The following is a 4,397-nucleotide window of genomic DNA, read 5'->3' on the forward strand; positions in this document are numbered from 1 at the left end:
CACCCAGATCCCAGCCGAAATACGAAGTTTCGGCTCGAACCCGATTCACCTGTGCAGGATCCAATGTTGTTCGCGCTTACATATAAACATTGCGCTCCTGCATGGGAATCAATTCCGGGGATTTACTCTAAACCCCCGGAACGGTGACATGATCTCTCGAGACGTATCGCCCGACGACCTACTCACCTATGTGAGGAATAACGTTAGAATTACTAAGATATAAATCCTCCTGCAGGATCCACCAAAACAAGCCGTTTCCACCGGGGTTTAGCGTTCAGACCACAGCAACACCGTTCTCCAACCCGCTCATTCTCCCGGGCATAAACGGTCTGACCGTATTCCGCGCGGGAACACAAAAAGCCACAAATAACAACTGTTTTGTTACGGCCGCGCAAACAGAATGGCACAACAGGGGAAACCCCCGGAGCCAGACGAATACCCATGCCCCGCTTCAATCTCAGCCCATCGCTCATCGGCTGGTTCTTCTACCACGATTGCGAGCGCTACCTGCGCTACCATGCAACCCCCGAGAAGGAGCGCGCGGACGCAGGCATCCCGGCGGTCAGAGCCGGGCGAAGCGCAGTGACGCAGGCCCTCATGGATGCAGGCATCCGGTGGGAAGAGGAGGTCATCCGCACCAAACTTTCTGGAAGAGCCCGGATCCCGGGCGGCGCGGGTCCCTTCACCGACCGATCGTTCTCCATCGAAGAGAGTTTCAACCTCCTCCCCCGACTCTCCCCCGGCGAGGCAATCTACCAGGCGACCATTCCGGTCTCAGTTCACTTCCTGCGCAACTATGGCCTCGACCCGGAGACCTACCGGTTCTCTCCCTGCCGCCCTGATCTCATTCGGATGGAGCAGAAAGAGAATGGGAAGTCACGACTCTCAATCATCGACATCAAAGCAAGCGAAGAACTCAGCATCACCCACCGGATCCAGGCGACTCTCTATGCCCTCATCCTCGATCACGCTCTCGACCTGCTCGGGATCGATCTCGAGGTCGACCTCTCCCGGGCTGGGATCTGGCTCCATGGAAAGGAGGAGCCGGAACCCTTCGATCTCCACCTCAACATCAGGGTGGTCGAAGACTTCCTCCGCTACCGCCTCCCGGAGATCCTTGAAGAACCGCCGGAGGAGGTGCCCTGGCACATCACTTCGCGGTGCGAGACCTGCGAGTTCTACCCATACTGCCGCAAGGAGGCAGAGACCACTGCCTCGGTCTCGCAGATCCCGGGGCTTTCGCCTGTAGGAAGGCGCTATCTCCGGGAGGCCCCCTGGAACGGGGGGAACCCCATCAACACGCTTCCCGAGCTTGAACGGTTCCTTGCAGACCGGGATAACGACCGGCACCTCGAGAACTGCGGATCACTCGCAGGCCAGGGCGACCGCCTCCGCGCAACCGTCCGGGCGCTCACCACGGGAGAGGTCGTCCGCGGGACCGGGACATCGCTTGCCCTCCCCGTCTACGAAGGGGTAAGCATCGTCCTGACGCTCCAGAAGGACCCCGTCTCCGNNCCGGGTATACGCCCTCGGGTTTCGACGAAGCAAGGGGAAGAAGGTCTACGGCACCCCCGCGCATGAAGCCATCTTCGTCGCCCAGAACCCCGACGACTGCACCAGGGTGCAGCGGGAGTTTCTCCAGGCGCTCGCCGCGGAACTTGAAGCCGTCGACGGGTACAACCGGGAGCATGAGTGGGCGGACCAGATCTCGGTGCAGACCTACGTCTACGATACCTACGAGGAGGAACTCTTCAATCAACTCCTGAACGAAGCGATCAAAGACCCCGCCACGGCAGAGATGGCCCTCAGGCTGCGGTTCTATTACCAGGATCCCGGCATTGCGCTCGGGTTCTGCCACCCGGCAGCATCGGTCTCCTTCCCGATCGTCGTCTTGACGCGCGAGATCCGGCGGCTGCTGGCCCTCCCCGTCCCGTTCACCCTCCGTCTCCCGGAGGTCCTCGCGGCCATCCCCTCCTCACGCTTTCCGTATCAGCTCAGTCCAAACACCCTCTTCTGGAACGAGCAGAGCAACGCCATGAAGAGCGATGCCGTCATCATGGCCTGGAGCGGAGCAAGACCGGAGGCCACGGGCTGGATCCGCCAGGAGATCGCGCGCCGCCTCCTTGCTGCAGGGAGTCTCCTCGAGGGGCTCCGCGAACGGGTTAAGGAGAGCCTCGTCCGGTGGCCGGAGAACTTCCGGTTCCCGCGCCCCTGGGACGCAGCGACGCCGGAGGTCTCACGCCTCCTCTTCATCGCGGAGTACGAGTCAAGCCTGGGCGCCCGAAAGATCCAGGAACTGCGGAGCAGACCGCCGGCGGTGCGCATCCGGGACGGTATCAGCATCCCGGTCAGAAAGATCGAGGGGAACTTCTGGAAGGTGCTTTCGCCTCTCGACCTTGCGACGTTCGAGCAGTCTCAGGCGTTCAGTTACCTCCTGGTGCCGGACGGCGACGCGGGCGAGGAGGCGCTCCTCGCATTCGACGACCTCCGCTACCGGGCGAGCCCTAACCCCGGCAAGAGCGGGGTCTGCTTCGCCCATGTCCGCGACACCATCGTCAACCATGCTGCCGGTGAGGTGAGGGGGCTTGTGCTGGAGGTAACCTATCCCTGGAATCATCAGCCCTTCTCCGAGGGCGACTGTGCGGTGCTAAACCCGCGCTTCACCGACTTCGTCACGCCGCGCTACGTAGACCGCCTCCTCGCCCTGGACGGGGAGCCGAATAACCCGTTCATCCGCCTCCTCCGGGACCCACGGGGGTTCGCGGCACCGGTCCTCGAGTCGGAAGAGGTCATCGCCGATGCCAGACGGCTCGCCGGCGACGCAGGGTTCACGAAAAGCCAGGCCAGGGCATTCTCCAGGATGATAGAAAGCCGCCTGACGCTCGTCTGGGGGCCGCCCGGAACCGGAAAGACACACTTTCTCGCCAATGCCGTCCTCTCGCTCGTCAAGGCCCGAAAGGAGCACGGTAAGCGGATCCGGGTGGGAGTGGCCGCGTTCACCCACGCCGCCATCGAGAACCTGCTCGTCAAGGTGCAGGACTCGGTCGAGGGATTCGGCCTTACTGCGGCTCTTCCCATATACAAATTAAGAAGCATCCACACCCCGGGGGGGAAACGATGCCTCGAGGTGCTGCCCCACGATCGGGTCGAGACCGTCGTCGGCTATCCGTCCCTCCTCCTCGGGGGGACCGTGCACAGTTTCGAGAGGCTTGAGAAATTCCTCCCATCCTTCGATCTCCTGATCATCGACGAAGCCTCGCAGATGCGGCCGGCGGAACTCGCGATGGTCCTCCCGCTGCTCGCAGACGGTGGGCGGCTCGTCCTTGCGGGCGACGACCTTCAACTCCCCCCGGTCATTCTCGGAGCCTACCCGGTGCCTGAGGACGGTCTCCCGGGGCTTGAGGACTCAATCTTTGCCTACCTCAGACGCCGCGACGACCCGGAGCACCCCGTCTATACCTGCCAGCTCCTGGAGAACTGGCGGATGAACCGGACCCTCTGCCGGTTCCCGGCGGAGACCCTCTATGGGACCGGTTACGCCCCCGCGACCAGTGCGATCGCAGCGCAAAAGATCGCCCTCGCCCCCGACGAGCCCGGCGAGGAGTGGGTCGAGTGGGTCCTCGATCCAGAATGCCCGCTCGTCCTCTGTATCCTCGAGGGCGTTCAGACGACGGTAGAGAACCCCACCGAGGCGGCTCTGGTCACCCGGCTGGTCGGAGCGCTCCGGGAGAGGCTGATCGACCCAGAATCCGGGGCCCCGTATCCTGAGACAGAGGATGGAGACTACCGATTCTGGCGGAGCGGGCTCTTCATCGTCAGCCCGCACCACGCCCAGATAGGAGCCATCCGGAACGCCGTCTCCAGGATACGGGACTGGAAGTATCCGCCGTTCATTGATACCGTCGACAAGATGCAGGGGCAGGAGGCCGAGTGCGCAATCGTCAGTTACGGGGTGAGCGATCCAGAGACCGCTCTTGCCGAAGCCGAGTTCATCTACAGCAAGAACCGCTTAAACGTCTCACTGACCCGGAGCCGGGCGAAATGTGTGGTCTTCCTGTCCCGGCCGCTGCTGGAGCCGCCGCTTGACCTCGTCCAGAATCAGAAGGCGGCAGAGGGGCTGACCCATATGCTCGACCTCCAGGAGTTCTGCAGGGCTCACGGGGATGTGCGGACGTTTTCCCTCGACGATAAGGCGGGAATCAGGCTCACGGTGATGCGGGCGCGGGAGGAGGAATAGAGAACGCGTAACCACCAGTTGCGCCACTTCCTAAAACCAGGGGATCTTCCGAGCAACCTAGTGTTCAGTGACCCCATGACCCATGCACGGCTTTCCAGGGGGCATCGCAACTGGGGGGTGGGGACAGGGGAGTGCGAGCGAAGCGAGCTTGAGAAACTCG

1 protein-coding gene is annotated in these 4,397 nt (G+C 62.5%); it reads left to right on the forward strand.

Annotation, left to right across the window (positions count from 1 at the left end):
* The first annotated feature begins 1,621 nt into the window (after positions 1 to 1,621).
* Positions 1,622 to 4,237 carry a DEAD/DEAH box helicase gene (locus tag ACI94_RS09625; RefSeq protein ID WP_286681371.1) on the forward strand — a complete coding sequence of 872 codons (2,616 nt, stop codon included), beginning with the start codon at positions 1,622 to 1,624 and terminating at the stop codon, positions 4,235 to 4,237.
* The last annotated feature ends 160 nt before the right edge of the window (positions 4,238 to 4,397 follow it).

Origin of the sequence: Methanoculleus sp. DTU007, from assembly GCF_001512385.1 — an archaeon.
GTDB lineage: Archaea > Halobacteriota > Methanomicrobia > Methanomicrobiales > Methanoculleaceae > Methanoculleus > Methanoculleus thermophilus.